Source organism: Streptomyces olivaceoviridis (genome assembly GCF_014650115.1).
GTDB lineage: Bacteria > Actinomycetota > Actinomycetes > Streptomycetales > Streptomycetaceae > Streptomyces > Streptomyces olivaceoviridis.
In genome coordinates this window covers 49,602-74,417 of sequence record NZ_BMUI01000002.1, presented here as the reverse complement: position 1 = coordinate 74,417, position 24,816 = coordinate 49,602, and the positions used below count along the sequence as shown (strand labels likewise).

Genomic DNA, 24,816 nt, shown 5'->3' with positions numbered 1-24,816 from the left:
TGAGCGCGTCCCGTGCGAGCCGCCGTCGTCTGCGCACCCCTTGTCCGGAGACCGGGAGAGCCGCACCGATGTCCTCGCTCGCCGTGCCCGCCGCGCTCGCGCCCCGCCGGGCCTGGCACACCGACCTGCCCGTGCTGCTCGTCGCGGTCTGCTGGGGCGCCAGCTACCTCGCGGCCAAGGAGATCACCACCGCCCGGACGGTGCTCGCCGTCCTGGTGCTGCGGTTCGCCCTCGCGCTGCCCGCCCTGGCCGTCGCCGGCCGCCGGGCCCTGCGCGCGCTCACCGGCGCCCAGTGGCGCGGCGCGGCCCTGCTCGGGCTGGTCCTCGCCGGGGTCTTCCTGCTGGAGACGTACGGGGTGGTGCACACCTCGGCGACCAACGCCGGTCTGATCATCAGCCTCACCATGATCTTCACCCCGCTCACCGAGGCCGCCGTCACCCGCACCCGGCCCACGCCGTCCTTCCTCGGCGCGGCGGCCCTGTCGGTGCTGGGCGTCGTCCTGCTCACCCAGGGCGCCGGCTTCACCCGGCCCTCCCTCGGCGATCTGCTGATGCTGCTCGCCGCGTGCGCCCGCACCGTGCACGTCCTGGCCATGTCCCGGATCAGGGCCGTACAGGGCGCCGGCGCGCTGCCGCTGACGACGGTCCAGCTCGGCTCCGCCGTCGTCGTCTTCGCCCTGCTGTCGGCCGCCTCCGGCGGACCGGCGCCGTGGACGGCGGCGACGGGTTTCGGCGCGCGGGAGTGGGCGGGGCTGCTGTTCCTGTCGGCCCTGTGCACGGTGTTCGCCTTCTTCGTGCAGATGTGGGCCGTCCGCCGCACCTCTCCCTCGCGGGTCAGCCTGCTGCTCGGCACCGAGCCGCTGTGGGCCGCCGGCGCCGGCATCGCGCTGGGCGGCGACCGGCTCCGCGCACTCGGCCTGGCGGGCGGTGCGCTGGTGCTCCTGGGGACGGCGTGGGGACGCCGGGCGACAGCCTGACCGAAAGGCTGCTCGATTCCCTGGTCTGTGACCTGCCGCACATCGCCCGGAGGTGGATCGAAACGTTTGAGTTTCGCTGCGGGATTGCCTACCTTTGCAGTACGAAACTGTTTCGGACCGATGGCGACGGGGACACGGTCGTCCTGCCGGCGCTGACGCACAACTGAGCAATCCGAGCCCCATCAGGGAGTCCCATCGTGGAAGCCATCCCGGTCGCCACCGTCCAGGCCGGGCCGTCCGGCCAGACCCCCGCCCCGCCGAAGCACCGCTGGTGGGCCCTGGCCGTGATCGGCCTCGCCCAGCTCATGGTCGTGCTCGACGCCACGATCGTGAACATCGCCCTGCCGTCCGCCCAGCATGACCTGGGCTTCGACAACAACGGGCGGCAGTGGATCGTCACCGCCTACTCCCTGGCCTTCGGCAGTCTGCTGCTGCTCGGCGGCCGGCTCGCCGACCTCTTCGGCCGCAAGACGACCTTCATCATCGGCATCGCCGGCTTCGCCGCCGCCTCAGCGGTCGGCGGCGCGGCGAACGGCTTCACCATGCTGGTCGTCGCGCGCGCCGTGCAGGGGCTCTTCGGCGCCCTGCTCGCGCCGGCGGCGCTCTCCCTGCTGACCACGACGTTCACCGAGCCCAAGGAACGCGCCAAGGCGTTCGGCATATTCGGGGCCATCGCCGGCTCCGGCGCCGCCGTCGGCCTGGTCCTCGGCGGTCTGCTCACCGAATACCTCAACTGGCGCTGGACGCTGTACGTCAACGACGTCATCGCGATTCCCGCGCTGATCGGCGCGGTCGTCCTCATCGGCCGTTCCGTCCCGGCCGAGCGGCCCAAGCTGGACATCCTCGGCGCCGTCCTGGTCTCCGGCGGCCTGTTCGGTGTCGTCTACGGCTTCGCCAACGCCGAGACGCACGACTGGGACAACTGGATGACCTGGGGCTTCCTCGCCGCGGGCGGTCTGCTGCTGGTGGCGTTCTTCCTCTGGCAGGCCCGTGCGAAGCACCCCGTCCTGCCCCTGCGCGTCCTGGCCGACCGCGACCGCGCCGCCGCCCTGTCGACCGTGCTCATCTCCTCCGCCGGGATGTTCGGCGTCTTCCTCTTCCTCACCTACTACCTCCAGTCGACGCTGGGCTACTCGCCGGTGAAGAACGGCGTGGCCTTCCTGCCGATGGTCGGCGCGCTGATGGTGATGGCGCAGCTGTCCACCAACTGGCTGGTGCCGAGGATCGGGCCCAAGATCGTCGTACCCGTCGGCATGCTGCTGGCCGTGGGCGGCATGGTCTGGCTGACCCGCCTCGACCTGCACAGCAGCTACGCGCCGCATGTGCTGCCGCCGCTGCTGCTGCTGGGCGCGGGCCTCGGGATGTCGATGCCCGCGGCCATGAGCTACGCCACCCTGGGGGTGCGGGCGAGCGACCAGGGCGTGGCCTCGGCGGCCGTCAACACCACCCAGCAGGTGGGCGGCTCGATCAGCACCGCGCTGCTGAACACGCTGGCCACCGGCGCGGCCACCGACTACGCCAAGCACCACCTGAGCGACCCCCTGGTCAAGGCGAACGCGGCGCTGCACAGCTACACCGTCGCCTACTGGTGGTCGGCCGGCTTCTTCGCCTTCGCCGTGCTCGTCACCGTGCTGCTGTTCCGCGCGAGGAAGAGGGCGAGCCTGCCCGCGGAGGATGCCGAGGGCCAGTCCCGGGCCGAGGCCGGCCCCGCCACCGGGGCCGTCCCCGGCGCCGGGGCGACGGCCGCGCCCGAGACCGCGGCCGAGGCCGCCGGGCGGACCGCCACCCCGACGGCCGTGGGCGCGGGCGGTGCGGCGGCCATCGGTGGACGGGTGCGGGACGGTGCGGGCGTACCCGTGCCCGGTACCGCGATCACCGTGCTGGACTCGACGGGTCACCAGCTCGCCCGCACCACCTCCCGGGAGGACGGCTGGTACGCGGTGGACATCCCCGAACGCGGCAGCCTGGTCCTCATCGGCTCGGCGTCCGGGTACCAGCCGCAGGTCGCCACGCTGACCCTGGACGGCACACCCGTCTCCCACGACCTCGTGCTCCTGCCCAGCCCGGGCGGCGTGGCCGGCACGGTGCGCGGCGGGGACGGGGAGATGCTTCCCGGTGCCCTGGTGGTGGTCACCGATCGGCACGGTGACGTGACGGCTTCCGCGACCACCGGTACGGGCGGCGGCTACCGGATCGGCGACCTGCTGCCCGGGGACTACACGCTCAGCGTCAGCGCGCCCGGCCACCGCCCGGCGGCCGTGCCGGCCACCGTCTCCGCCGAGACCACCCGCTGCGACATCCGGCTGTCCACCGCGGCGACCCTGTCGGGGACGGTGCGCACGCAGGACGGACGGGTGCTGGAGGACGCCCGGGTGACCCTGATCGACGCCGCCGGGAACGTCGTCGGGACGCGTACCACGAGCGTCGACGGCGGCTACTCCTTCACCGACCTCGCCAGTGAGCAGTACACCGTGATCGCCGCGGGCTACGCGCCGGTGGCCACGCAGGTCACCGTGGACGGCGGCCAGGCCGGCGTCGACATCCTGCTCAGCCACAAGGAGGCGTAGCGCCGACGGGCGCCTCGCCCCGCGTCCTTTCTCCGTGGGGGGAGTGCGCGGGGCGAGGGGCCCGGCCGGACCTCAGCAGCCGAAATCGACCAGGTCGAACGTGGCGTAGTGGTCGGAGGTGTAGTAGTCCTCCTGGGACGCCTCGCCGGTGACGATGCGTCGGGCGCCGCGCGTGGGCGAGCCAGGGGTGATCACCGTGTACTCGTGGTAGTAGCCGGACGGACGGCCGGGCAGGACGCGTTCCCGGTTCTGGAAGACGGCGCCGTCCTGCGCGTACGGGAACGGCCCGCCCCGCTCGATCAGGCCGAGCGTGTCGTGCGCCTGCGAGGGCAGGTCGCTGGAGCAGATGCTGCCGACCGCGGCGGTCGCCGGGGTGGCCGTGACGGTGCCGCCGACGAGGAGGGCGGACAGGACGGCGGCTGCGGCGCCGACGCGTGTGATCCGTGGGGGGAATCTCATGGCCTCATGATGACGCGCGTAGAAGGTGGCATGTCAATGACAATCCTGGAAAATGTCCCGTGAAGTCCGGGGAGGTTTCGGGGGGTCGGCCTGGCGCGCCCGGCGTCCCGGCCGGCCTGCCGGCTCGCCGCCGTGTCGGGCACGATCCGGACGCCGTGTGCGTTGTCCCGGTACCGGCCGCTGTCCGGGACCTCGGGGCAGTCCACAGGGGGAGACATGGCACGAGTGATCGACCTGACGGAGTTCGGCGACGCACTCCGCCGGGACCCCCACCCGGTCTACGCGCGGCTGCGCGAGCGGGGTCCCGTCCACCGGGTCAGGCTCGCCACGCCGGGCGGAGCCTGGGAGACCTGGCTGGTCGTGGGGTACGAGGAGGCGCGGGCCGCCCTCGCCGACCAACGGCTGGCCAAGGACGTCGCCAAGACGGGCTTCGTGCCCCTGGACGAGCAGCTCATCGGCAAGTACCTGCTGGTCGCCGACCCACCGCAGCACACCCGCCTGCGGGGCCTCGTCGCGCGTGCCTTCACCATGCGCCGGGTCGAGCGGCTGCGCCCGCGCATCCGGCAGATCACCGACGAACTGCTCGACGACATGCTGCCGCGCGGCCACGCCGACCTCGTCGACTCCCTCGCCTACCCGCTGCCGATCACCGTCATCTGCGAGCTGCTCGGGGTGCCCGAGATGGACCGCGCGGAGTTCCGGAAGATCTCCACGGAGGTGGTCGCGCCGACCGGCACGGACTCCGAACGCGCGGCGACCGTCCGCCTCGCCGAGTACCTCACCGAGCTGATCGAGGACAAGCGGTGCGCGGGCCCCACGGGCGATCTGCTCAGCGACCTGATCCGCACCACCGCCGAGGACGGTGACCGGCTCTCGATGGACGAGCTGCGGGGCATGGCCTACCTGCTGCTCATCGCCGGTCACGAGACCACGGTCAACCTCATCGGCAACGCCGTCCTGGCGCTGCTCACCCATCCCGACCAGCTCGCGGCCCTGCGCGCCGACCCGGCCCTCCTCGACGCGGCGGTGGAGGAGACCCTGCGCTGGGAGGGGCCGGTGGAGACCGCGACGTACCGGTACGCCGCCGAGCCGCTGGAGATCGCGGGCACCAGGATCGGGCGGGGCGACGACGTGCTGATCGGCCTCACCGCCGCCCAGCGCGACGGCGCCCGGTTCGCCGACCCCGACCGCTTCGACATCCGCCGCGACACCCGAGGCCACCTCGCGTTCGGCCACGGCATCCACTACTGCCTGGGCGCGCCCCTGGCCCGTCTGGAGGCCGGCATCGCCCTCGGCGCACTCCTGGACCGCGCTCCCGGCCTCACCCTGGACGGCGAGCCGGGGGAGTGGCTGCCGGGCATGCTCATGCGAGGCGTGAGAAGCCTGCCGGTCCGCTGGTGACGGCGTACGCCACGCAGGCCCGCGGGGCTGTGCCGCGCGCCGGGCCCAACGGCGTGCGACCTCCACGTCACCAGGGCCGCACGGCGCCTCCTCCCGGCCGCGACGGCGTACGTCCCTCAGGCGTACGAGCCTGCGCCCCGCCACCCGCCCCCAACCCGGCGCCGTATCCCCCCTCGGCCCTACAGCGCCCCCCTTCCGTCCGGCACCTCGACCAGGGCCACCGGGCGCCGTTCGCGGCGGGAGCGTTCGCAGGCCTCGGCGATACGCAGGGCCTGGAGCGCCTCGCGGCCGTCGCACGGGTTGGGCCGTTCGCCGCGCACCACCTCCACGAAGGCGTTGAGTTCGGCCTCGTAGGCGGGGCCGAACCGCTCCAGGAAGCCCGTCCACGGCTTATCCGCGGGCGGCGGACCGGTCGGCTCGGTGGACGCGAGGGGCGTACGGTCGTCCAGGCCCACCACCACCGTGTCCCGCTCCCCGGCCAGTTCCATGCGGACGTCGTAGCCGGCGCCGTTCAGCCGGGTCGCCGTCGCCGTGGCCAGGGTGCCGTCGTCCAGCGTCAGCAGCGCCGCGCCCGTGTCGACGTCCCCGGCCTCCCGGAACATCGCGGGGCCGCGGTCCGAGCCGGTGGCGTACACGTCGGTCACCTCGCGGCCCGTCACCCAGCGCAGCACGTCGAAGTCGTGGATCAGCGTGTCCCGGAACAGCCCGCCGGACAGCGGCAGCCACTCCACCGGTGGCGGGGACTGGTCGCAGGTCAGGGCCCGTACGGTGTGCAGCCGGCCGAGCCGGCCCGCGCGGACGGCCTCCCGGGCGCCGGCGTAGCCCGCGTCGAACCGCCGCTGGAAGCCCATCTGGAGAACCGTCCCGGCCGTCTCCACCTCGGCGAGCGCGTGCAGCGTGCCCGGCAGGTCCAGCGCGATGGGCTTCTCGCAGAAGACCGGCAGGCCCGAGCGGGCCGCCCGGCCGATGAGCTCGGCGTGGGCCGCCGTCGCCGTGGTGATCACCACCGCGTCCACGCCCCACCGGAAGATCTCGTCCACGCCCGGCGCCGCCGTCTCGCCCAGCCGGTGCGCCAGCGCCTGCGCCCGCGCCGGGTCCGTGTCCGTCAGGATCAGGGATCCGACCTCGCGGTGGCGCTTGAGCGTCCTCGCGTGAAGGGTGCCGATGCGGCCCGTACCGATGACCCCGATGCGCATGGGAACAAAGTGAGGGCCGACCCCGTACGCTGTCAATGCGTATGTCCGGACAATCGGACTACACGACTTCCCGTCAACCGGGCACGGGGCTACGCTCGGGCCCGTGCCGAAACCAGATGTGGACCCGACCGTGTCGCTCGACCTCCGCGTGGACCGTAGCTCCCCGGTGCCGCTGTACTTCCAGCTCTCCCAGCAGCTTGAGGCCGCCATCGAGCACGGCAGCCTCACCCCGGGCAGCCTGCTGGGCAACGAGATCGAGCTGGCCGCGCGGCTCGGCCTGTCCCGGCCGACCGTCCGCCAGGCCATCCAGTCCCTCGTCGACAAGGGACTCCTCGTGCGGCGGAGGGGCGTGGGCACCCAGGTCGTGCACAGCCAGGTCAAACGCCCGCTGGAACTGAGCAGCCTCTACGACGACCTGGAGGCGGCCGGCCAGCGTCCCGCGACGAAGGTGCTGGTCAACACGGTCGTCCCGGCCTCCGCCGCGGTCGCCGCCGCACTCGGCGTCGCGGAGGGCGGTGACGTCCACCGCATCGAGCGGCTGCGCCTCGCGCACGGCGAGCCGATGGCGTACCTGATCAACCACCTGCCGCCCGGCCTGCTCGACCTGGACACGGACCAACTGGAGGCCACCGGCCTGTACCGGCTGATGCGCTCCGCCGGGATCACCCTGCACAGCGCCCGCCAGTCCATCGGTGCCCGCGGCGCGACGGCCGCCGAGGCCGAGCGGCTCGGCGAGGCCGAGGGGGCCCCGCTGCTCACCATGCAGCGCACCACCTTCGACGACACCGGCCGCGCGGTGGAGTTCGGCGACCACACCTACCGCCCGAGCCGCTACTCCTTCGAGTTCCAGCTGCTCGTACGCCCCTGAGCGCGCGACCCCTTCGTCGCAATGTCCGGACAATGCGACCCGTGGGGGCTCCCCGGTCACGTCCCGGGTGTTCCGCGTGTTCGATACTGGAGTGTTTGGGGCCGCTGATGCGATCGACGGCCCCTTGCGTCTGTACGAACACGGCAAGAAGGGCACGGCCTCGTGGCACGGTTTCGGACCTGGGTAGGCATAGCGCTGGCGGGGGCACTCTCCGTGTTCCTGGCGGCATGCAGCAGCACCGGAGGCAAGCGGGCGGAGGACGCCCGCAAGGCCGCCGCCGCCCAGGGCAGGGCGGCGGTGAACACCCCGCGCTGGACCTTCGCGATGATCACCCACTCGGGGGACGGCGACACCTTCTGGGACATCGTGCAGAGCGGCGCCAAGCAGGCCGCCGTCAAGGACAACATCAACTTCCTGTACTCGCACGACGACGAGGCCCAGCAGCAGGCCCAGCTGGTGGACGCGGCCGTGGACAAGAAGGTCGACGGCATCATCGTCACCCTCGCCAAGCCGGACGCCATGAAGGCCGCCGTGGCCCGCGCCGAGAAGGCCGGCATCCCGGTGATCACCGTGAACTCCGGCTCGGAGGAGTCCAAGGCCTTCGGCGCCCTCACCCACATCGGCCAGGACGAGACCATCGCCGGCGAGGCCGTCGGCGACGAGCTGAACAAGCGCGGGAAGAAGAAGGCCCTGTGCGTGCTGCACGAACAGGGCAACGTCGGCCACGAGCAGCGCTGTGACGGCGTCGCCAAGACCTTCCACGGCACGCTGCGCAAGCTCTACGTCAACGGCACCAACATGCCCGACGTGCAGTCCGCCATCGAGGCCAAGCTCCAGGCCGACAAGTCCATCGACTCCGTCGTCACCCTCGGCGCGCCCTACGCCGACACCGCCGTGAAGGCGCGGACGGACGCGGGCAGCAAGGCCGAGATCGACACCTTCGACCTGAACGCCAAGGTGGCGGCCTCCCTGAAGGACGGCACCCTCGGCTTCGCCGTGGACCAGCAGCCGTACCTCCAGGGCTACCAGGCCGTCGACCTGCTGTGGCTGTACAAGTACAACGGCGACGTCCTCGGCGGCGGCAAGCCGGTGCTGACCGGCCCGCAGATCATCACCAAGGACCAGGCGTCCGCCCTCGCGCAGTACACCGAGCGGGGCACCCGATGAGCGCGGTCACGGACGGGAAACCGCTCGACGAAAGGGTGGTGCGGGCCTCCGCGCTGCGGAAGCTGCTGGCCCGCCCGGAACTGGGCTCGGTCGTCGGCGCCCTCGCCGTCTTCGTCTTCTTCGCGTTCGCCGCCGACGGCTTCCTGCGCGCCACCAGCCTCAGCACGGTCCTGTACGCCTCCTCGACCATCGGGATCATGGCCGTCCCCGTGGCCCTGCTGATGATCGGCGGCGAGTTCGACCTCTCGGCGGGCGTCCTGGTGACGTCGTCCGCGCTGGTCTCCTCGATGTTCAGCTACCAGATGACGGCGAACACCTGGGTCGGCGTGGGAGTGTCCCTGCTGGTCACGCTGGCCATCGGCGCCTTCAACGGCTTCATGCTCACCCGCACCAAGCTGCCCAGCTTCATCATCACGCTGGGCACCTTCCTGATGCTGACCGGCATGAACCTCGGCTTCACCAAGCTGATCGACGACACGGTCTCCACCAAGAGCATCGCCGACATGGAGGGCTTCCCCAGCGCCCGCGCCGTCTTCGCCTCGACGATCGACGTCGGCGGGGTCGACATCAAGGTCACCATCCTGTGGTGGCTGGGCCTGGTCGCCCTCGCCTCCTGGATCCTGCTGCGCACCCGCACCGGCAACTGGATCTTCGCCGTCGGCGGCAACGAGGACGCGGCCCGCGCGGTCGGCGTCCCGGTCGCCCGGACCAAGATCGGCCTCTACATGGGCGTCGCCTTCGGCGCCTGGATCTCCGGCCAGCACCTGCTGTTCTCCTTCGACGCCGTCCAGTCCGGCGAAGGCGTCGGCAACGAGCTGATCTACATCATCGCGGCCGTCATCGGCGGCTGCCTGATCACCGGCGGCCACGGCAGCGCGGTCGGCTCGGCCGTCGGCGCGCTCCTGTTCGGCATGACCAGCAAGGGCATCGTCTTCGCCGAGTGGAACCCCGACTGGTTCAAGTTCTTCCTCGGAGCGATGCTGCTCCTCGCGACCCTGCTCAACGCCTGGGTCCGCAAGCGCGCGGAGGCCACCAAGTGACACTCGTCGAGCTGACCGACGTCAGCAAGCGCTACGGCACCGTCCGCGCCCTCGAAGGGGTCTCGCTGGAGGTCCACGCGGGTGAGATCACCTGTGTCCTCGGCGACAACGGCGCGGGCAAGTCCACTCTGATCAAGATCGTCGCGGGCCTGCACCGGCACGACGGCGGCACCCTGCGCGTCGAGGGCGAGGAGACAACCCTCTCCTCCCCGCGCGAGGCCCTGGACCGGGGCATCGCCACGGTCTACCAGGACCTGGCCGTCGTCCCCCTCATGCCGGTCTGGCGCAACTTCTTCCTCGGCTCCGAGCCCCGCAAGGGAGCCGGGCCCTTCAAGCGCCTGGACACCGACTTCATGCGCCGCACCACCCGCGAGGCACTGCTCCGCATGGGCATCGACCTCCGGGACGTCGACCAGCCCATCGGCACGCTGTCGGGCGGCGAGCGCCAGTGCGTCGCCATCGCCAGGGCGGTCCACTTCGGCGCGAAGGTCCTGGTCCTGGACGAGCCGACGGCGGCACTGGGAGTCAAGCAGTCCGGTGTGGTCCTCAAATATGTGGCGGCGGCACGGGACGAGGGCCTGGGCGTTGTCTTGATCACCCACAACCCGCACCACGCGTACCTGGTGGGGGACAGGTTCGTGCTCCTGAGGAGGGGCACGATGGTGGGCCATTACACACGGGACGACATCACGCTGGACGAGTTGACCCAGCAGATGGCCGGGGGATCCGACCTGGACGCGCTACGCCATGAACTGCAACGAGGCTGAGGGGCGCGGGACCGTGCCGGTGTGCGGCTCCGCCGCGTGGGCGCGGGAAACCACGACGCGCCCGCACCCGGTACCGGACGCGCACCCGTCCCTGCGGCCCCGCGCGGCACCCGGCGTGCGCGTGCGGCACAATCGAGCCCGATGAGCACCTACCGCGACCTCACCGCCCCCATCGGCTCCCGCCGAGCCCCGGTCCTGCGCACCGTAGGCACACGGGAGCGCCGGTCACATCTGACCGCACCCCGTGTCCCCACCGTCGGCATCGACATCGGCGGCACCAAGGTCATGGCGGGCGTCGTGGACGCCGACGGCAACATCCTGGAGAAGCTCCGCACGGAGACCCCGGACAAGTCCAAGAGCCCCAAGGTCGTCGAGGACACCATCGTCGAGCTGGTGCTGGACCTGTCCGACCGGCACGACGTGCACGCGGTCGGCATCGGCGCCGCCGGCTGGGTCGACGCCGACCGCAACCGCGTCCTGTTCGCCCCCCACCTGTCCTGGCGCAACGAACCGCTGCGCGACCGCCTCGCCAGCCGGCTCTCCGTACCGGTCCTGGTGGACAACGACGCCAACACGGCCGCCTGGGCGGAGTGGCGCTTCGGCGCCGGCCGCGGCGAGGACCACCTGGTCATGATCACGCTCGGCACCGGCATCGGCGGCGCGATCCTGGAGGACGGCCAGGTCAAGCGCGGCAAGTTCGGCGTCGCCGGCGAGTTCGGCCACATGCAGGTCGTCCCCGGGGGACACCGCTGCCCGTGCGGCAACCGCGGCTGCTGGGAGCAGTACAGCTCCGGCAACGCGCTGGTCCGGGAGGCGCGCGAGCTGGCCGCCGCCGACTCGCCGGTCGCCTACGGCATCATCGAGCACGTCAAGGGCAACATCGGCGACATCACCGGCCCGTTGATCACCGAGCTGGCCCGCGAGGGCGACGCGATGTGCGTGGAGCTGCTCCAGGACATCGGCCAGTGGCTCGGCGTCGGCATCGCCAACCTCGCCGCCGCCCTCGACCCCTCCTGCTTCGTGATCGGCGGTGGCGTCTCGGCCGCCGACGACCTGCTCATCGGCCCGGCCCGGGACGCCTTCAAGCGGCACCTCACCGGCCGCGGCTACCGCCCCGAGGCCCGCATCACCCGCGCCCAGCTCGGCCCCGAGGCGGGCATGGTGGGCGCCGCCGACCTGGCCCGACTGGTCGCCCGCCGGTTCCGCCGGGCCAAGCGGCGCCGGGTGGAGCGGTACGAGCGCTACGAGCGGTACACCCAGGCCCGCCGCGACCGGGACACCGCATGACGCCGTCGCTGCCCCACCAGGGCGGCCCGCCGGACGAGCCACAGCGGCCCGCCGAGGACCCGCGTCACAAGGCCAGGCGCCGGGCGCTCACCCTGCTGATCATCGTCCTCCTCATCGGCGTCCCGGCCGGCTACCTGGTGATCTCCGCGAACCAGAGCCGCGACAGCGGCAAGGACAAGGAGGCGAAGTACTCGGCGACCGGTCTCACCCCGGGGTGGCCGTCGAAGGTGCAGCGCCGTCTCTACCAGGTGGCCGTCCCGCACCCCGCCGACGACATCGCCTACTACGAGACGAACAACTGGAAGACCAGCCGCCTCTACGTGCAGTTCCGCACCAACCCCGCCGGTCTGGACAGTTTCCTCCAGGCCATGGACGTACGCCGGGACCAGCTGAAGAAGGACGACATCGCCGTCGGCGAACGCGACCGGAAGGTCAGCGGCTGGACCTTCGACGGCACCGGCCCCTGGTGGGGCCTGACCCACGAGCAGAAGAACCCGGCGCCGACCCAGGACGTGGTCGTCAACCTGTCCGACCCGGCGTATCCGATGGTGTTCGTGGTCTCCCGCACGGTTCCATAGGGCCGTGACCGGCCTTCGGAGCCGATTGTCAGACCCCGCCCTTAGAGTCGAAGACGTCTGATCCGACACACGGGCGGGAGGTGGCAGGACGTATGAGCGGCACGGCCGCGGTGGCCGAGCGTACGGGGGGTCCCCGGGAGACGGGGACCGGGCACCCGGTCCCGGTGCGCCTCGCGTCGGTCTACCTGCCCGCGCCCCTGCCGCGCCAGGGCCGCCTCGCCTTCTGGGACCCCGCCGGCGACCCGCTGCCCACCGCGAGCGGGGGCGCCCCCGAGGAGCTGACGGTCGTACGACGGCACGGCGCCGGTGTGCGCCGCCGGCAGGTGCCCGCGCTGACCCTGCCCCTCGCCGAGGCCCTGCCGCTGCTGGTCGGCGCCCGGCGCGACCCGGCCGCCCACCCGGCCACCGCATGCTGGGGCGCCGCCGCCCTGCACGCGCTGCGGCTCGTCGCCCGCGGCCGGCTGCTGCCGGGCCTGACCCCGGCCGGCCACGACGCCTGGCGGGCCGGCCCGCTGGAACCCGACGACATCGCCCACCTGCGCGCCATCGCCGCGGCCCTGCCCCCCGAAGGCCATGCCGTGCCCCTCCCCGGTCCGGGCGCGCTCCGGCTGCCCGAGCCCGAGGCCCTGATCCGGTCCTTCCTTGACGCGGTGGCCGACACCCTGCCACGCACGCCGGCGGCCCCCTGCACCGCAGGCCGGCCCTTCGCCGCCCGTGAACCCCAGGCCCTGCCCGCGGCGCACGCATGGGCGGCCGAGGTCGCCGCCGGAATGGACGCGGGCGTCCGGATCTCGCTCCGCCTGGACCTGTCCGCGTACGACGTCTTCGACGCCGGCGCCGACGAGGGCGCCCGCGCCGCCGGAGCGGCCGTCGTCCAGGTGCACAGCCTCGCCGACCCCACCCTGGTGGCCGACGCGGCGGCCCTGTGGGCGGGGGAGGCGGACGGGGCGTTCGGGCCACGCGCGCGTGTCGACGCGGCCCTCGCCGTGCGGCGCGCCGCACGGGTGTGGCCGCCCCTGGACCGCCTCGCCGAGCAGGACGTCCCCGACGTCCTGGCCCTGTCCGAGGAGGAGCTCGGCGACCTGCTCGGTGTGGCCGCCTCCCGGCTCGCCGCCGCCGGGGTCGCCGTGCACTGGCCCCGGGACCTCGCCCGCGACCTGACCGCCACCGCCGTGGTCCGCCCGGCGCCCGGCTCGGCGACCGACGGCACCGGCTTCTTCGAGAGCGAGGACCTGCTCCGGTTCCGCTGGCAGCTGGCCCTCGGCGGCGACCCGCTCGGCGAGGCCGAGATGGACGCCCTCGCCGAGGCCCACCGCCCGGTCGTACGGCTCCGGGACCGCTGGGTGCTGGTCGACCCGGCGCTCGTCCGCAAGGCCCGCACACGCGAACTGGGCCTGCTGGACCCGGTCGACGCGCTCGCCGTCGCCCTCACCGGCACCGCCGAGGTCGACGGGGAGACCGTCGAGGCCGTCCCCGCCGGCGCCCTGGCCACCCTCCGCGACCGCCTCACCGTCGGCCTGCGCCCCGCCGACCCGCCCCCCGGCCTGCGCGCCACCCTCCGCGACTACCAGCTGCGCGGCCTGGCCTGGCTCGACCTGATGACCTCCCTCGGCCTCGGCGGCTGCCTCGCCGACGACATGGGCCTCGGCAAGACCGTCACCCTCATCGCCCTGCATCTGAAGCGGGCCCGCACCGAGCCGACCCTCGTCGTCTGCCCGGCCAGCCTCCTCGGCAACTGGCAGCGGGAGATCACCCGGTTCGCGCCCGGCGTCCCCGTCCGCCGCTTCCACGGCCCCGAGCGCACCCTGGACGGCGTGGACGGCGGCTTCGTCCTCACCACGTACGGCACCATGCGCTCCACCGCGGCCCGCCTCGCCGAACAGCCCTGGGGCATGGTCGTCGCCGACGAGGCCCAGCACGTGAAGAACCCCTACTCGGCCACCGCCAAGGCGCTGCGCACGATCCCGTCCCCCGCGCGCGTGGCGCTGACCGGCACCCCCGTGGAGAACAACCTCTCCGAACTGTGGGCCCTGCTCGACTGGACCACCCCCGGACTCCTCGGCCCGCTGAAGTCCTTCCGCGCGCGGCACGCGCGGGCGGTGGAGAACGGGGAGGACGAGGAAGCGGTGCGGCGCCTGGCCCGGCTGGTCCGCCCCTTCCTCCTGCGCCGCAAGAAGTCCGACCCCGGCATCGTGCCCGAGCTGCCGCCCAAGACGGAGACGGACCACCCGGTGCCGCTCACCCGCGAACAGGCCGCGCTGTACGAGGCGGTGGTGCGCGAGTCGATGCTGGCCATCGAGACGGCGCGGGGCATGGCCCGCCGGGGCCTGGTGCTGAAGCTGCTCGGCGCCCTGAAGCAGATCTGCGACCACCCGGCGCTCTACCTGAAGGAGGACCCGCGCCCCGACCGCCTGGCCGCCCGCTCCGGCAAACTCGCCCTCCTGGACGAGCTGCTGGACACCCTGCTCGCCGAGGACGGCTCGGCGCTCGTCTTCACCCAGTACGTCGGCATGGCCCGCCTCCTCACCGCCCACCTGTCCGCCCGCGCGATCCCCGTCGACCTGCTGCACGGCGGCACGCCGGTGCCGGAGCGCGAACGCATGGTCGACCGCTTCCAGGACGGCGGCACACCGGTGTTGGTGCTGTCCCTGAAGGCGGCCGGCACCGGCCTGAACCTCACCCGCGCCGGCCATGTCATCCACTTCGACCGCTGGTGGAACCCGGCCGTGGAGGAGCAGGCCACCGACCGCGCGTACCGCATCGGGCAGACCCAGCCGGTGCAGGTCCACCGCCTGGTCACCGAAGGCACGGTGGAGGACCGCATCGCCGAGATGCTCGCGTCCAAGCGCGCCCTGGCCGACGCGATCCTCGGCTCCGGCGAGGCGGCCCTCACGGAGCTGACGGACCGCGAACTTACCGACCTCGTCTCCCTGCGGAGGACCCCATGACACCCCCGGACCGCCCCGGAGACGCCGCCCGCCGGGCGCTCCGCGCGGCCCGCGAGCGAGCGGAGACCGAGCGGGCGCGGACGGCGGGACCGACTCGGGACACCCCGGAGGAAACGGCTGCCGAGCCGACCGCGGGGGAGGCGACGGCTCACGGGACGGAGCCGGAGCCGGTGGATGAGGGGCGAGCGGGGCTCCCTGGTGGCGGGACGACCGCCGGCGACCGGATGCCGTCCGATGGCGAGAGCGAGCCGGCGGGCGTGCCGCACGCGGGGCTTGTCGCTGGTGGCCGGGGCGAGCTGGGTGACGCGGTGGTGTCCGGTGGTGGGGGTGAGCCGGGTGACGAGGAGCCGGCCGGGCTTGCCGGTACTGGCGGGGACAGGCCCGGCGATGTGGCGCGCGCGGCCCTGAGGGCCGCCGTTGCCACGCGCCGGGGCCGGGGCGCATCACCGACGGCCGCCGGCCCGGCACCGGTGGTTGATGCCGACGGCCCGGTGGCGGAGGGAGGCCGCGCGGAGGCCGCACCTCCTGGAGCGGGGTCCGGGCGGGGAGCGGACGCGGCTGACGCCGCTGCTTCTGGTGCCGCTGACGTGGGTGCGGAGGGTGCGGGGCCGGCCGGTGCCCCGGGCGGGCGTCCCGGTGACGTCGCCCGGGAGGCGCTGCGCGCGGCCCGGCGCGAGGCGTCGCGCGCGCAGGCGGCGGACCCCCTGCGAGAGCGGCGGACACCGGCGCGCTCGGCTACCGCCACGCCGCGCACCTCATCCGCACCCGGGCAGCAGACCTCGGCCGCCAGGACCAAGGCCGCGCAGGACATGCGGCACTACCTGGCGACGGCCTTCCGCATGCCCACGTGGGCGGAATCCCCCGAGGAGCCGGAGGAGCACGCCCCGCCCACGCCGACCGAACCGACCCCGCCGGCACCGGCGTCGGCACCGCCGCCCCCGGCGTCCGATCCGGCGGAGACGGCCCCTGCCGTGCGGGGCCCTGCCCTGCCGACGGAGCCCTCGGCTTCCGTACCGTCCGCGCCTTCGGTGTCCGGCCCTTCCGCCGAGGTGCCCCGCACCACTCCCGCGGCCCCGGGGGCGCAGGCGCCCACGCCCGAGCCTTCGGCGCACACGTCCGCCCGCCCCGACCCGGCCGGACCGTTCGCCCGCTGGACCCCGGCCGCCCGGCCCGCCCCGGCCGGCCGTGCCCCGGCACAGGCCGGCCCGTCCGAGCCCTCCGCGCACCCCAGCCCCGACCCCGGCACCTCTCCCGCCCCCGCCGCCCCGCACGTACCGACGACCATGGCCACCCCCCATCGTGACACCGAACTCCGCCGTACCTTCCCGGCGTTCGCCCCGCGTGAGACCGCCGGTGGGACCGGGTCGTTCGCCGGGACGTGGTGGGGCAACGCCTGGGTCGGGGCGTTGGAGCAGGGCGCGTTGGACGCGAAGCGGCTGGCGCGGGGGCGGGGGTACGCGGACCAGGGGCACGTGGACGCGATCACCGTCACCCCCGGACTCGTGCTGGCGTACGTGCGCGGAAGCCGGCCCCGGCCGTACCGCGTACAGGTGCGGGTGCGCACGCTGGAGGACGAGGACTGGGAGAGGTTCCTGGACGCCGCGGCCGACCGGCCGGGGCACATCGCGGCGCTGCTCGACAAGGAGTTGCCCCAGTCGCTCGCCGACTGCGGGGTGCCCCTGCTGCCCGGCCCCGGTGACCTCGCCCCCCGGTGCAGCTGCCCCGACTCCGGCCACCCCTGCAAGCACGCGGCGGCCCTCTGCTACCAGACGGCCCGTCTGCTCGACGCCGATCCCTTCGTGCTGCTCCTGCTGCGCGGCCGGGGCGAGAGGGAACTGCTCGACGCGCTGTCCCGGCGCAGTGCCGCCCGAGCCGCCCGGGATCGGCAGCCGCGGACGCTGCCGGGCGTCCGTGCCGCCGACGCCCTCGCTCCGCGCGAACTCCCGCCGCCGCCCCGGCCGTTGCCGGTGCCCCCGCACCCCGAGCAGCCCCCGGCGTACCCGTCGGTGCCCGGCGGCCCCGACCCCTTCGCGCTGGACCAGTTGGCGACCGACGCCGCCGCCCGCGCCCACGCCCTGCTCACCACCGGACGCGATCCGGTCGGCGAACTGACCCTGTGGCAGGACGCGGTACGGCTCGCCGCGGCCCGCCCCGGTTCCGGACTGACCGCGGCCACCCGCACGCTGTACGCCACGCTCGCCGACGCCGCCCGGCGCACCCCGGCCGATCTCGCGCGTGCCGTCGCGGCCTGGCGGCAGGGCGGTTCGGCGGGGCTGGCCGCGCTGGAGGAGCCGTGGGACCCGCCGGCCGGCCGCTTCGACCGGGCCCGCCCGCTGCTGCTCGCCGCCGACCTGCCGGCGTTCCGGCCCTGGCGCAACCGCCTCACCCACCCACGCGGCCACGTCCAGCTTCGCCTGGGCCGCGACGGCCTGTGGTACGCCTACGAGTCGGACCCCGGCCAGGACGACTGGTGGCCCCGCGGCACCCCGGATCTCGACCCGGTCGGCGCCCTGACCGGCCTGGGCATACCCGACGACGCGGTCTGAGCAACGCCCGCCGGACCCAGGGGCGTTGCCGCGCGGCCGAACCCCGCCGAGAGGGCACCACCACTGCGGCACACCACCCGACTCAGGGGCCGGCGGTCCCCGCGCCCCGCCGTCGGCCGTACGTCAGGTGCAGCACATGCCGGCCCAGGGCCACCGCGTTGATCAGGAGGACCGCGCTCAGGGCCGTGGCCCACCCCGCGTGGCGGTACAGGGTGACGCCCGCCCACGACCCCAGGCTTCCGCCGAGGAAGACGCAGGTCATGTAGGTCGTGTTGAGCCGGCTCCTGGCGTCGGGGCGCACGCTGAAGATGCGGGTCTGGTTGGCCACCTGTCCGGACTGGAGGGCGACGTCCAGCACGAGCATCCCGGCGATCAACGCCGTCATGCCGGCCGCGCCGCCCGTCGACGCGGGCAGCAGGACGACGGGGGCCGCCAGCGCGCCGAGCAGACACCACAGGCTCATGCGGTCGGTCCCGTACCGGTCGATGAGCCGGCCCGCGAACGGGGTCGACAGGACGCTGCCGGCCCCCACCAGGGCGACGAGTCCGACGGCCCCGGTACCGAGGTGGTAGGCGGGCCCGGTCATGAGCAGGGGCACCAGCGTCCAGGCGGCGCTGAATCCGGCGAACACCAGCGCCTGGTAGAGGCAGGAGCGGCGCAGTTCGGGGACCGTGCGCAGCAGTTCGGCGGGTGCCTTCAGCAGGTCGAGGTAGGCGGGCGCGCTCGCCGGCCGGTGGGCCGGGACGAGACTGGGCACGACGGCGGCGAGGATGAGGACGAGGGCGCCGGCCAGGAGGTAGGGCGCGCGCCAGCCCAGCCAGCCGCCCAGTCCGCCGCCGAACGCCCGGGCGAGCAGGATGCCCAGGGTGAGGCCGCTGAGCAGGATGCCGGTCGCCGCGCCCCGCCGGTGTTCGGCGACGAGACCGGCGGCCAGCGGGATGATGATCTGCGGTACCACGGTGGTCGTTCCGACCAGGACGCTGGCGACGGTCAGGACGAGCGGTGTCGTCGCGGTACCGGCGATCAGGAGGCCCGCCCCGGTGAGGGAGAGCAGGACGGCGAGCAGCCGGCGCCAGGGGAGGCGGTCGCCGAGCGGGACGAGGAGGAAGATGCCCGCCGCGTAGCCGAACTGACCGGCCGTCACGACGAACGCGGCCGAGCCGGAGGATATGGAGAAGTCGTCGGCGATGAGCGGGGTGAGGGCCTGCGGGAAGTAGATGTTGGCGACGCTGACGCCGCAGGTGAGGGACAACAGGGCCAGGAGCCGGCCGGGTAACCGGGTCGCGGTGGCGGAGGGTGCGGAGGTGACGGACACGAAAGCCCCCAGAGGAGACGCGGAAGCCCAACAGGATGCGAGAACCGGTTTAAGTGGTTCCTCAGGGTTCCTCAAGGTACCAGTCGAACCGGTTCCCTCAGTAGGCTTGCCGGCATGAACAGGCCCGGCTCGATCGTCTTCCGGCAGGGCGCGGGGCGCCTCAGCCTCGACTTCCTGCGCACCCTGCGGTACCGCGGCGACGCCGGTGAGGTGGAGGAACTGCGCACACCTCAGGAGCTGTTGGCGTGGGCCGAACAGTGCTGCGCCTGCGCCCCGGCGGCGGGATCGCGGCCGGTGCGCCAGGAGGACGTGAACCGTGCGCGGGAGGCGCGCGAGGTGCTGTACGGCCTGCTGGCGGGCAGGCTGGGCGACACGGGCCCGGTCCAGGTACCCGCGGACGTCCGCGCACGCCTCAACGCATGGGCGTCCGCGCCCCCGCCGGTGCCCCACCTCGACGCGGCCGGCCGGCTGAGGTGGCAGGCCGGGGATGTCGCCGGCGCGGTGCTGTCCCTGGTGGCACGGGACGCGCTGGACCTCGTCACCTCCCCGGCGATGGAGCGCGTACGCCGTTGCGGTGGTTCGCGTTGCGGGGCCCTGTTCCTCGACAACTCCCGCCCCGGGAGCCGCCGCTGGTGCTCGATGGGCGCGTGCGGCAACCACGAGAAGAAGCGGGCGATGCGGGAGCGGACGGCCCCGGCCTCCAACTGACCCGCGGACGGCCCCGGCCTCCCGCCGACTCCGCGAACGGCACTGGCCTGCCGCCGACTCCGCGAACGGCACTGGCCTGCCGCCGACTTTGCGGACGGCCCCGGCCTCCGGCCGACTCCGCGAACGACCCCGGCGTGCCGCCGACTCCGCGAACGGCACCGGCCTGCCGCCGACTTTGCGGACGGCCCCGGCCTCCGGCCGACTCCGCGAACGACCCCGGCGTGCCGCCGACTCCGCGAACGGCGCCGTCGTGCCGCCGACTTTGCGGACGGCACTGGCCTGCCGCCGACTTTGCGGACGGCCCCGGTGTGCCGCCGACTCCACGAACGGCGCCGTCGTGCCGCCGACTTTGCGGACCGCCCCGGCCTCCCGCCGACTCCGCGAACGGCACCGGCGTACGCCTGGACTCCTCAGCGGTTCACGCGGACGTCTGCTCCAGCAGGAACGGGCTGACGTGCCGGGGGTCTCTGGTGCAGGGCACCACCGCGTGCAGCACTTCCACGGTGCGCTCGATGATGTCCTCCCGGTCGTGCAGGACCCAGGACATGTGCTGGGCGCCGAAGAACGCCGAGACCAGCACCCGGGCCAGCGTCGCGGGCGGTGTCTCGTGCTCCAGTTCCCCGGCGGCCAGCGCGCTGCGGAACCAGGAGGTGATCAGCGCGGTGTAGTCCTGGAACGGGATGGGCAGGTCGACGTCGATCAGCCCCCGCTCTATCTGGAGCCGTGCCCCGGCCTTCATCATCGGCTCGTCCCGCAGCGCCGCCGCCGTGCGCAGCAGCAGTTCCGCCACCGAGGCGACCGGCGGAAGCTCCAGTTCGGCGACGGTGTCGGAGATGGCGGGCAGCCGCTTGTAGAACTCGGTGGTCACCGCGAGGGCCAGTGCCTCCTTGTTGGTGAAGTGGAAGTACACGGCGCCCTTCGTCATACCGGACAGTTCGGCGACATCGAGCATCGTCACGGCCGGATAGCCCCGTTGGGCGAACGCCCGGGCCGCGGCCAGCAGGATGTTCCCCCGGGAACGGATGGCACGCTCCTGCTTGAGCTCCTTGCGCTGCGCCGTCGGGCCGTGGCCGGCGGTCGTGTCGTGGGGGTCGTTCATCTGGCGTCTCCAATGCCTAGGGGTCGCTCTTCCGCTGCGCGCCGGTGAGACGTTCCATGCCAGGGAATAAACCTTCCCAAAGGTAGGTTTGACGTGGGGGGTTGGCCGTTCGGCCGTCTCAGACGCAACCGGGGGAGTATGCATGAGCGAGGTGCAGCAGGGTAACTCAGGCGCGCGGACCAGCCCTGGCGAACATGCGGGGCGACTCACCTTCCAACGGACCGTTCCCCGGCACCTGGTGCACCGGGCGTCCGTGGCGGAGGTGTTCCTCACGGACGCGCTGGCGCTCGGTGACGACCGCTTCCTGGTCGGCGCGCAGTGGCCGCGTGATCACGCCCTCTACCATCCTGACGTACTCGGGCGCAGCGATCCCCTGCTCGCCGCCGAGACCATCCGCCAGGCACTCGTCTACCTCGCGCACTGGCACTACGCGATACCGCTGGACCGGCGGTTCGTCGGCCGGCGCATGGAACTGGACATCACGGAACCGCAGGCGCTGCGGGTCACCGGGCAGCCGCTGCCCGTCGTGCTGGAAGCACGCTGGGAGTGGGTGGACAGCCGGCCGCCGCACCGCCACGGTATGCGGCTGGAGGCCGAACTGGTCGTGGGCGACCGGAGGACCGGCCGGGGGAGCCTCCAGGTCGTCGCCCTGGACGAGCGTCGTTACTCCGTGCTGAGAAGGCGAACAGGCGGCAGCGGCACGGTGATCCCCGCGCAGCGGCGCCGGGTGCTCACCCTGCCCGCCGCGCAGGTGGGGCGGCTGCGCGGCAAGGACAGCGTGCTGGCCGCGACCGGACGGGCCGGCGAATGGGAGCTCCATGCCGACCTCGATCACGCCGTCCTCTTCGACCATCCCACGGATCATGTCCCGCTGATGGTCCTGTTGGAAGGGGTACGGCAGCTCGGCCACCTGGTGACCAGCGGCTCCGGTGCGAGCGGGGGCCGGCCCGCGGTCGCCTCCCAGCTCACCTCCCTGACGGTCGACTGCCTCGCCTTCGCCGAGCTGGACCCGCCCGTCCGGCTCAGGGTCACCGACGACCGCACCACTCCCCGCGGCGGCCGGTACCTGGCCATCGACGCCGCCCAGGACGACCGCGGCGTCGCCGCGATCACGGGGCGCTGGCACCACGCCGGGACGCCCGTACCGTCCGACAGTCATCGATAGCCCCTTCCGGCCGTCCCCGTCAGGAATCAGCGTCATGCCTACCGATGAGCAGACCTCCGACAACACACCGATACCGCGAGCGACGCCTGCCCCAGGACGTCCCGGCGACGCGACGGCCGGCCAGGGGATGCCGCAACCCCCTTCGCTTGCCGCCGCGTCGGACGTCGTACGGACAACCGCGCTGAGCCAGGGAGGACTTGAGCGCGCCGCTCGCGTGGCCGCCCGCCTCGCCCCGGAGGCGCACGCCCGGCGCCGCCTCCACGAGGAGACACTGCGCGCTCTGGACGAGGCCGGGTTCGCCCGGCACTTCGTCCCCGGCCGGTGGGGCGGCGGCAGCGGCACGTTCCGCGAACTGCTGCACGCGACCGCCGCGTTGGCCGAGAGCTGCGCGTCCGCCGCCTGGTGCGGCATGCTCTGGGCGGTGCACGGCCGGTTCGCCGCCCGCCTCCCGCTGCCGGCGCAGCGGGAGTTGTGGGGTGAGGGGCCGGACACCCGGATCGCCGCGGGCCTGTGGCCGTCGTCCGGACTGGCCCGGAAGGCGCACCCGGGATGGCTGGTCGAGGGCCGCTGGCCGGTGGTCAGCGGCGTCCACCACGCCGCGTGGCTCCTCCTGGTCGCGCCGGAGGACGAGGGAGGCCCGTCCCGCGTCTTCGCCGTGCCGCGCGAGGCCGTCGCCGTGAGCGACACCTGGGACGCGGCCGGGTTGCGTGCCACCGGCAGCCACCACGTCACGCTCACCGAGACGTTCGTGCCCGAGCACCGGAGCCTGCCGCTGTCCGCCCTGCTGGAGGCGCGCGAGGACCGGGACGGGGCGCGGTGCCACACGGCCCCGGCCCAGCTGGCCGGTCAGCTCCTGATGTGCGCCCCGGCCCTGGGCGCCGCCAGAGCGGCGCTGCGCGTGTGGACGCGCCAGGTCAGGCCCGGCCTGGAGGCACGGTGGCACGCGCCCCGCCGCATCGGCCTGGCCCGGGCCGGCGCGGACATCGACGCGGTCGAACTGCTGCTGGACGCCGCCGCCCGCCGCGCCGACTCCGCACCCGTCACTCCGGGGACGGTGGCCCGTAACCAACGGGACGCGGCCGTCTCCGCGCAGCGCCTGGCCGACGCGGTGTCCTCCCTCACGCAGGACGTCACCTCCCCGCCGGACGCCCTCGACGACGAGTTCCGGCGCAGGCGGGACGACGTACGGACGGTCGCCACGCACGGCGCGCTGAGTCTGGACGCGGCAGCCGCCGCCTATGCCGCGGGCCTGCCGGCCGGTGAGCGTCCATGACGGGCACCCCCTCCGCCGCGTCCCCGGGCGTGGCCGCGAGCCGCCCGGCGAGCATCGTCTTCAGCGACGTCGACGAGACGTTGATCGTGTGCAAGAGCCTGTTCGACTTCATGGACCACTACTTCCTCGGCGGGCCCCGGGCGCACCGCGCGCAGGACACGCGCCGCGCCGTCGGACGGCTGCTCGCCGCCGGCGGCGGTCGCGTGGAGGCCAACCGGCTCTACTACCGGGTGTGGAGCGGCGAGGTGGTGGCCGACGTCGAGGCGGCGGCGAAGCGCTGGGCGGCCGACCGGCAGCGCGACCACCGGCTCTTCCTGGAGGGCACCCGCGCCGCCCTGCTGCGGCACCGCGCGCGGGGCGCCCTGCTGGTGCTGGTGTCCGGCTCGTTCCCCGCGTTGCTGGAACCGATCGCGTCAGAGGTCGGAGCCGGCCACCTGCTGTGCAGCCGCCCCGAGATCCGCCACGGCCGCTACACCGGGGAACTGGTCGGTGATCCGGTCATCGGCGCGGGCAAGCTGCGGGCCGTGGAGGAGGTCTTCCGCCGCTATCCGCACGTCTCGCCCGCGGTCTGTCACGCCTACGGCGACCACATCAGCGACCTGCCGATGCTCGCGGCCGTGGGCCACCCGGTGGTGGTGGGGGACGACCCGGAGCTGAGCCGGGCCCTGCCGGGCGCGCACCGCCTGCCCGCCCGGCAGGACCCCGGTCACCGCTGACCGCACAGGGCGGGCAGGGAAGGCGGAGCGGCCTCGCCGCCGCGCACGACCTGCTGCCACAGGGCGCACACCGCGTCACCGAACCGGTCCATGCCGCACGCGGGCGTGGTGTAGTAGACGCCGTACATGAGGACCAGCAGCAACTGCCCGAGCCATTCGGGATCCTGCACCCCCGCCGACTGCCCTTGCCGCCGGGCCTCGGCCGCCAGCCCCAGCACGCAGCCGCTGAAGTCCATGGCGAAACGGGGGAGCCGGCCGTGTGCGCGGGCGTCCTCGCTGGCCAGGTGGAACCCGGCGCGGAAGCGGAGATCCGCCTGGAGCCGCCCGGCGAGCGCGTCCGTGACGAGGCGCAGCCGCTCCGCCGGTGACAGGTCGGTCCGTCCGGCCTGCGCCAGCAGTTCGCGCCAGGTGCCTTCGAACGGCGCGGTCAGCGCGTTCGCCAGCAGGCGCTTCGACGTGAAGTGCGCGTACAGAGCCCCCTTGGTCAGGTTGGCTTCCTCGGCCACGCGCTGGAGGTTGGCCCCCACATAGCCGTGGCGGACGAACTCCGCGGCTGCCGCGTCCAGCAGCAGCTCATGGGTCCTTCGTGCTCTGTCCTGCTTGACCACAGCGCCCCTTCGGCATCGGAACGAAGAACAAACCATCATTACGGAATTTTTTCTCAGCGAAGCAGGGCGGACAAGCGGAAGGGCACGAGCTGTCCGAAACCGGCACCGGGGCCCGTCCCGGCCGCACGCCC

The 24,816-nt window shown here is 73.7% G+C and carries 20 protein-coding genes; 15 read left to right on the top strand and 5 right to left on the bottom strand.

Annotated features, from left to right (window positions below):
* The first annotated feature begins 68 nt into the window (after positions 1-68).
* Positions 69-977: a DMT family transporter gene (locus tag IE273_RS04235; protein ID WP_189813779.1), complete on the top strand. Its 909-nt coding sequence runs from the start codon at positions 69-71 to the stop codon at positions 975-977.
* A gap of 197 nt (positions 978-1,174) precedes the next feature.
* Complete coding sequence (locus IE273_RS04230) at positions 1,175-3,544, top strand: MFS transporter (protein WP_189813778.1); 2,370 nt, start codon at positions 1,175-1,177, stop codon at positions 3,542-3,544.
* 72 nt (positions 3,545-3,616) lie between these two features.
* On the opposite strand, the gene IE273_RS04225 is transcribed toward IE273_RS04230, so the two are convergent.
* On the bottom strand, positions 3,617-4,003 hold the full coding sequence (locus tag IE273_RS04225) for a ribonuclease domain-containing protein (protein ID WP_189813777.1): 387 nt from the start codon (positions 4,001-4,003) through the stop codon (positions 3,617-3,619).
* Between the two features lie 216 nt (positions 4,004-4,219).
* Between IE273_RS04225 and IE273_RS04220 the strand changes: the two genes are divergently transcribed.
* Positions 4,220-5,404 carry a cytochrome P450 family protein gene (locus IE273_RS04220; protein WP_229887072.1) on the top strand — a complete coding sequence of 395 codons (1,185 nt, stop codon included), beginning with the start codon at positions 4,220-4,222 and terminating at the stop codon, positions 5,402-5,404.
* 179 nt (positions 5,405-5,583) lie between these two features.
* Here IE273_RS04220 and IE273_RS04215 read toward each other — a convergent pair whose 3' ends face one another.
* A complete protein-coding gene (locus IE273_RS04215; RefSeq protein ID WP_189813776.1) occupies positions 5,584-6,600 on the bottom strand; it encodes a Gfo/Idh/MocA family protein in 1,017 nt (338 codons plus the stop codon).
* A 130-nt stretch (positions 6,601-6,730) separates the two neighbouring features.
* Between IE273_RS04215 and IE273_RS04210 the strand changes: the two genes are divergently transcribed.
* The 8 genes from IE273_RS04210 to IE273_RS43325 all read left to right on the top strand — a co-directional run bounded on the left by IE273_RS04210 (position 6,731) and on the right by IE273_RS43325 (position 17,801).
* Positions 6,731-7,468 carry a GntR family transcriptional regulator gene (locus IE273_RS04210; protein ID WP_189814165.1) on the top strand — a complete coding sequence of 246 codons (738 nt, stop codon included), beginning with the start codon at positions 6,731-6,733 and terminating at the stop codon, positions 7,466-7,468.
* Positions 7,469-7,630: 162 nt separating this feature from the next.
* Entirely contained in the window at positions 7,631-8,635 is a 1,005-nt protein-coding gene (locus IE273_RS04205; protein ID WP_189813775.1) for a sugar ABC transporter substrate-binding protein, read from the top strand.
* Entirely contained in the window at positions 8,632-9,675 is a 1,044-nt protein-coding gene (locus tag IE273_RS04200; protein WP_189813774.1) for an ABC transporter permease, read from the top strand. Before IE273_RS04205 ends, IE273_RS04200 begins: the two co-directional genes overlap by 4 nt.
* Entirely contained in the window at positions 9,672-10,442 is a 771-nt protein-coding gene (locus tag IE273_RS04195; protein WP_189813773.1) for an ATP-binding cassette domain-containing protein, read from the top strand. Before IE273_RS04200 ends, IE273_RS04195 begins: the two co-directional genes overlap by 4 nt.
* A 141-nt stretch (positions 10,443-10,583) precedes the next feature.
* Positions 10,584-11,729, top strand: coding sequence for an ROK family glucokinase (locus IE273_RS04190; RefSeq protein ID WP_189813772.1), 1,146 nt, complete (start codon positions 10,584-10,586; stop codon positions 11,727-11,729).
* Entirely contained in the window at positions 11,726-12,307 is a 582-nt protein-coding gene (locus tag IE273_RS04185) for a sugar kinase (RefSeq protein WP_189813771.1), read from the top strand. The genes IE273_RS04190 and IE273_RS04185 overlap by 4 nt, the downstream gene beginning before the upstream one ends.
* A 92-nt stretch (positions 12,308-12,399) precedes the next feature.
* Positions 12,400-15,255, top strand: a complete 2,856-nt coding sequence (locus IE273_RS04180) for an SCO1167/SCO6262 family helicase (protein ID WP_189813770.1) — start codon at positions 12,400-12,402, stop codon at positions 15,253-15,255.
* 587 nt (positions 15,256-15,842) lie between these two features.
* On the top strand, positions 15,843-17,801 hold the full coding sequence (locus IE273_RS43325; protein WP_373309297.1) for an SWIM zinc finger family protein: 1,959 nt from the start codon (positions 15,843-15,845) through the stop codon (positions 17,799-17,801).
* An 82-nt stretch (positions 17,802-17,883) separates the two neighbouring features.
* Here IE273_RS43325 and IE273_RS04170 read toward each other — a convergent pair whose 3' ends face one another.
* Positions 17,884-19,116 (bottom strand): MFS transporter, encoded by a 1,233-nt coding sequence (locus IE273_RS04170; RefSeq protein ID WP_189813769.1) that lies wholly within the window; start codon positions 19,114-19,116, stop codon positions 17,884-17,886.
* A gap of 114 nt (positions 19,117-19,230) precedes the next feature.
* Here IE273_RS04170 and IE273_RS04165 point away from each other — a divergent pair, with 114 nt between their 5' ends.
* Entirely contained in the window at positions 19,231-19,824 is a 594-nt protein-coding gene (locus tag IE273_RS04165) for a CGNR zinc finger domain-containing protein (protein ID WP_189813768.1), read from the top strand.
* 418 nt (positions 19,825-20,242) lie between these two features.
* On the opposite strand, the gene IE273_RS04160 is transcribed toward IE273_RS04165, so the two are convergent.
* Positions 20,243-20,923, bottom strand: a complete 681-nt coding sequence (locus IE273_RS04160) for a ScbR family autoregulator-binding transcription factor (RefSeq protein ID WP_189813767.1) — start codon at positions 20,921-20,923, stop codon at positions 20,243-20,245.
* A 142-nt stretch (positions 20,924-21,065) separates the two neighbouring features.
* On the opposite strand from IE273_RS04160, the gene IE273_RS04155 reads away from it, so the two are divergent.
* The 3 genes from IE273_RS04155 (at position 21,066) to IE273_RS04145 (ending at position 24,077) form a co-directional block, all read left to right on the top strand.
* Positions 21,066-22,088, top strand: a complete 1,023-nt coding sequence (locus IE273_RS04155) for a ScbA/BarX family gamma-butyrolactone biosynthesis protein (protein WP_268257491.1) — start codon at positions 21,066-21,068, stop codon at positions 22,086-22,088.
* Between the two features lie 214 nt (positions 22,089-22,302).
* Entirely contained in the window at positions 22,303-23,361 is a 1,059-nt protein-coding gene (locus tag IE273_RS04150) for an acyl-CoA dehydrogenase family protein (RefSeq protein ID WP_189813765.1), read from the top strand.
* Positions 23,358-24,077 (top strand): HAD family hydrolase, encoded by a 720-nt coding sequence (locus IE273_RS04145; RefSeq protein ID WP_189813764.1) that lies wholly within the window; start codon positions 23,358-23,360, stop codon positions 24,075-24,077. The genes IE273_RS04150 and IE273_RS04145 overlap by 4 nt, the downstream gene beginning before the upstream one ends.
* Here IE273_RS04145 and IE273_RS04140 read toward each other — a convergent pair.
* Complete coding sequence (locus IE273_RS04140) at positions 24,068-24,685, bottom strand: TetR family transcriptional regulator (protein ID WP_189813763.1); 618 nt, start codon at positions 24,683-24,685, stop codon at positions 24,068-24,070. The two genes, IE273_RS04145 and IE273_RS04140, sit on opposite strands and share 10 nt — an antisense overlap.
* Positions 24,686-24,816: the final 131 nt, after the last annotated feature.